Here is a 211-nt window from a genome sequence, read left to right on the forward strand (position 1 = left end):
CATCAGAGAGGCGTTTTATGTCACTGAAAGGACTTCGTTTCACGCTGGAAGTTGACGGGCAGAGTTCCACCACCTTCGCGGTGGTCAGTTTCCGTCTGGTCCAGAAATATTCACACTCCTTCATGCTGGAGGTGGATGTCGCCAGCGACTCCTTCCGTCAGCATGCTGAAGAACTGCTTGAAAAAAATGCCACCCTGACCCTCTGGCAGGG

General features: G+C 53.1%; 1 pseudogene. It reads left to right on the forward strand.

Features of this window, described 5'->3' with window-relative positions:
* Positions 1-17: 17 nt before the first annotated feature.
* Positions 18-211 (forward strand): annotated as a pseudogene (locus FDX19_RS14260) (type VI secretion system tip protein VgrG); the annotation flags it as partial.

The organism is Citrobacter sp. wls619 (genome assembly GCF_005281345.1).
GTDB lineage: Bacteria > Pseudomonadota > Gammaproteobacteria > Enterobacterales > Enterobacteriaceae > Citrobacter.